Below are 3,721 nucleotides of genomic sequence, written 5' to 3'. Positions count from 1 at the left end.
GGCCATCACGAGCCCGCTGCCGTCCCAGAACAGGATCTTCAACCGGTCGGCGCGCTTCGACCGGAACACGAAGACCGTGCCCGTGAACGGATCCTCGGCAAGCGTCGACTGAACCAGCGCCGCGAGACCGTCATGCCCCTTGCGATTATGAAGAGCTCTTCATAACCGGAATTATGCAGGGCGCATGATTATGCGGAGTCCGCAAGCAGAGGCCATTTTTCTTGCTCTTTTTCTGTAGGTTAGAACGCTCGCCCATCTATCTCGCTATGCATAATTAGTGTCGTCTCTCGGCATTGCTTTGACGTTGAGAGGAGACCACATATGCCAAAGTCGATGGAAGTATTGCCAGCTTGCGTTCAGCTGATGAACCCTGGTGCCTTGAGGCCGTTCGTGGAGGAATTCGCGATCAGCTTGTTGAACCTGGGGCATAGCCGCCTGACAGTGTCTGGCTACGAAGCCTCAGCTCGGCACTTCGGACACTGGCTGCAGAGCAGCAAGATCGCGGTCGATGAGATCGATGAAGGCGTCGTGGGCCGTTTCGCGCGGCATCGATGCCGTTGCCCTGGTGGCCGACGTACCGCTTGCCTGTCCACCAAATACGTGAACCGGGTCCGGCGGTTCGTGGATTTCCTCGTGGAATGCGGGCAAGTGGCGCCATTGAAAGAGGAAGTGAAGTGCGCCCACGACGACCAGATCCTGGCCTTCCAGACTTGGCTGAGACGGCACCGGGGTATTTCGGAGCGCATAATCCATCGCCATGGCCGAATGGTCGTCCGATTGCTTCCCGCCTTGGGCCCTGAACCAGAGCAATACGATGCCGGTCTCATTCGGCAAGTGATCATGGAGCAAGCGCAGCGAAGTTCGCGGTCAAACCTCAAAACGATGACAACGGCACTGCGTGGGTATCTCAAATACCTGGCTGCCCAAGGTTTATGCCGACCGGGGCTCGATCGGGCCATACCGATCATTCCGCAATGGCGGCTGTCGACATTGCCACGCTTTATCTCCTCAGCTGAGGTTGATCGGATGATTGCATCCTGCGATGTCACGACGCCGCAGGGAACCCGCGACCGCGCGGTGCTGCTGTTACTTGCCCGTCTGGGGCTGCGCGCCGGCGACATTTCGGACATGCGTCTCGACGACATCGACTGGCGAGAGGGAACCCTGCGTGTCCGCGGCAAAGGACGCCGCGAGATCCGGCTTCCGCTGCCCCAGGACGCCGGCGACGCGATCATTGGCTATCTGCGTGATGTGCGCCCCCAAGTTGCCTGCGACCAGATCTTCCTGCGCACCGTTGCCCCCTTTCGGCCATTAGCAGGCTCAAGTGTCTCAAGCATCGTTAATCATGCGCTTGGGAGGGCGAGTATCGAGAATGCCCCGTCCCGGGGTACCAACTTGCTCCGTCACTCGGCTGCGACAAGCATGCTTCGGGGCGGTGCCACTTTGGATATGATCGGAACCGTGCTGCGCCATCGGTCGGTCGACACGACCGCCCATTACGCGAAGGTGGACGTTAGTATGTTGCTTCGGGTTGCCCAGCCTTGGCCGGGAGGTGCAGCATGCTGAGCCAGAACCTCGCACACCATGCGGAACTTCAACATAAGCTGGGGTTCAAGTTCCGGGTACAGCATACCCTGTTGAAGAGTTTCGTTGCCTTCGCGGAGGGGCGTGGCGATCGGTATGTTCATACTGCGCGCGTGCTTGAATGGGCGGCGTTCGCGCCTTCGCCACGGCAGCGCCGCAACCGATTGCTGACAGTTCGCCGATTCGCACTGGCGCTGTCGGCCGAGAACCGGCGTCATGAGATCCCGCCCGCTGACGCTCTGGGCCACGGCCCATCGGAGCGACGGATTCCGTATATCTACAGCGCGGACGAGATCGCCGCACTGATGCAGGCTGCCTCTTCACTCAAACCGACGAGTTCGATCAGGCCGCAGATGTACGAGACCCTGTTCGGCTTGCTTGCCGCAACCGGCATGCGCATTTCTGAAGCTCTCGCTCTTCGGCTCGATGACGTAATTGCCGATGGCTTGCTCATCCGGCAGACAAAGTTCCAGAAGAGCCGGTTGCTGCCACTCCATCGAACGACATGGGACGCCTTGGATCGCTATTTGCTGGCGCGCCGCCGGGTCGGGACATTGAACAGCGCGCTGTTCGTTTCCGCAGCAGGCACGCCGCCAGCCTACAGTACCGTGATAGCCGTTTTTCTCCAGCTCGCGCGCTCGATCGGCCTGCGCGGAGGCCCCGGCCAGCCGGGGCCCTGTATTCATGATCTTCGGCACACCTTTGCCGTTCGATCCTTAGAACAGTGCGGGCAAAATCGCGATGCTGTCGACCGCCATATCGTCGCCCTCAGCACCTACCTCGGCCACGCCCACGTCACCGACACCTATTGGTACCTGCAGGCGACACCAATCCTCATGAGGCAGATCGCTGCGGCTGGCGAGGCCATGCATAAAGGAGCTGTCTCATGACCGCGCTGGCTCCGCATCTCACCGCTTTCTTGCGCGAGCACCTGCCGCACGAGAGGCGGGCGAGTCCGCATACCTGCGCGGCCTACGCCTACAGCTTTCAGCTGCTGCTTTCCTTCGCGGCGGCTCGGTTGCGGGCCACCCCGTCCAGCATGCAGATTGAACAGCTCGATCCTCCACTCATTCTCGCTTTCCTGGAGTACATTGAGGACAGTCGCGGCAACTCGGCGCGCACCCGCAACGCCCGGCTTGCCGCCATCAAAGCCTTCTTCCGCTTCCTCGAGTATCGGCTTCCGTCTTGTCTGGATCAGGCGCGCCGGACCCGGGCGCTCCCGATGAAGAAGGTTGACGAGACCCTCGTCAGTCATCTCACCCGCGAAGAGATGCAGGCTCTGCTCGACGCTCCGGACCCGTGCCGGGTCTCCGGCCTCCGCGATCGGGCGATGCTGCATCTGGCCTTCGCTGCCGGGCTGCGCGTATCCGAACTCGTCAGTCTCCGCACCGACCAGATTGACCGTCAGGCGGCCGCCAGCATCCACGTCATGGGCAAAGGACGCCGCGAACGCGTGCTGCCCCTCTGGAAGGAAACTGCAGCGGCGCTGAAGGCTTGGCTGGCGGCCCGCCCGGCGAGTGGCGACGCCGAACTCTTTCTCAATGCGAAAGGACGTGCGATGACACGGTCCGGGTTCGAGTACATTCTGACCAAGCACGTCGTTACCGCGGCGCAAAAGCATCCCTCCATCTCCGACAAGCGCGTCACGCCCCATGTCCTGCGTCACACCTGCGCCATGCACACGCTGCAGGCGACCCGGGATGTCCGCAAAGTCTCGCTTTGGCTCGGTCACGCCAGCCTCCAAAGCACGGAAATCTACCTGCGAGCCGACCCGACCGAGAAGCTCGAGGCGCTCGCTGCGATGGCGCCGCCGTCACTAAAGCCGGGTCGCTTCCGCGCTCCCGACGAGCTGCTGGCTATGCTGAAGTCCGTCGGCCAATCAGCAGATTATGTCGAGTGATTTCTGCCAAAAACACCGCAGTCGGCAAGCCGTTGCCGCTGCGGACTCCGCATAATCATGCGCCCTGCATAATTCCGGAAGTCGACCGGCTTCGTTGCCACCAGGATCCGCACGCCCTGCGAGGGCATCAGCATGGATGCACCTCCAGCGCGTGGGCAATCTCGGCAATCCGGGCCGCAGGTGCATCATGGGCGAGTTCGATCACGACAGCGCCTCGAGTGATCCTGATTGGGGCAG

General features: G+C 61.5%; 3 protein-coding genes and 1 pseudogene. 3 read left to right on the top strand and 1 reads right to left on the bottom strand.

The genetic code is table 11. The features are described from left to right. A pseudogene (tnpB, locus tag AB9K35_RS18315) lies at positions 1 to 132 on the bottom strand (IS66 family insertion sequence element accessory protein TnpB); the annotation flags it as partial. Positions 133 to 321: 189 nt separating this feature from the next. On the opposite strand from tnpB, the gene AB9K35_RS18310 reads away from it, so the two are divergent. Genes AB9K35_RS18310 through AB9K35_RS18300 form a run of 3 tightly spaced genes read left to right on the top strand, consistent with a single transcriptional unit; the run spans position 322 to position 3,484 of the window. After that, entirely contained in the window at positions 322 to 1,566 is a 1,245-nt protein-coding gene (locus AB9K35_RS18310) for a tyrosine-type recombinase/integrase (protein ID WP_369928320.1), read from the top strand. Next, on the top strand, positions 1,560 to 2,474 hold the full coding sequence (locus AB9K35_RS18305) for a tyrosine-type recombinase/integrase (protein ID WP_369928318.1): 915 nt from the start codon (positions 1,560 to 1,562) through the stop codon (positions 2,472 to 2,474). Before AB9K35_RS18310 ends, AB9K35_RS18305 begins: the two co-directional genes overlap by 7 nt. Continuing rightward, positions 2,471 to 3,484 carry a tyrosine-type recombinase/integrase gene (locus AB9K35_RS18300; RefSeq protein ID WP_369928316.1) on the top strand — a complete coding sequence of 338 codons (1,014 nt, stop codon included), beginning with the start codon at positions 2,471 to 2,473 and terminating at the stop codon, positions 3,482 to 3,484. Before AB9K35_RS18305 ends, AB9K35_RS18300 begins: the two co-directional genes overlap by 4 nt. The last annotated feature ends 237 nt before the right edge of the window (positions 3,485 to 3,721 follow it).

It is taken from the genome of Leisingera sp. XS_AS12 (genome assembly GCF_041224635.1).
Classification (GTDB): Bacteria; Pseudomonadota; Alphaproteobacteria; order Rhodobacterales; family Rhodobacteraceae; genus Leisingera.
The sequence above is the reverse complement of the archived record's forward strand: the minus strand, read 5'-3'. Positions and strand labels throughout refer to the sequence as shown.

What these genes read in the sequence shown, in the direction of transcription:
- AB9K35_RS18310 (WP_369928320.1), top strand. Translation starts at nt 322, where the DNA reads ATGCCAAAGTCGATGGAAGTATTGCCAGCTTGCGTTCAGCTGATGAAC.
- AB9K35_RS18305 (WP_369928318.1), top strand. Translation starts at nt 1,560, where the DNA reads ATGCTGAGCCAGAACCTCGCACACCATGCGGAACTTCAACATAAGCTG.
- AB9K35_RS18300 (WP_369928316.1), top strand. Translation starts at nt 2,471, where the DNA reads ATGACCGCGCTGGCTCCGCATCTCACCGCTTTCTTGCGCGAGCACCTG.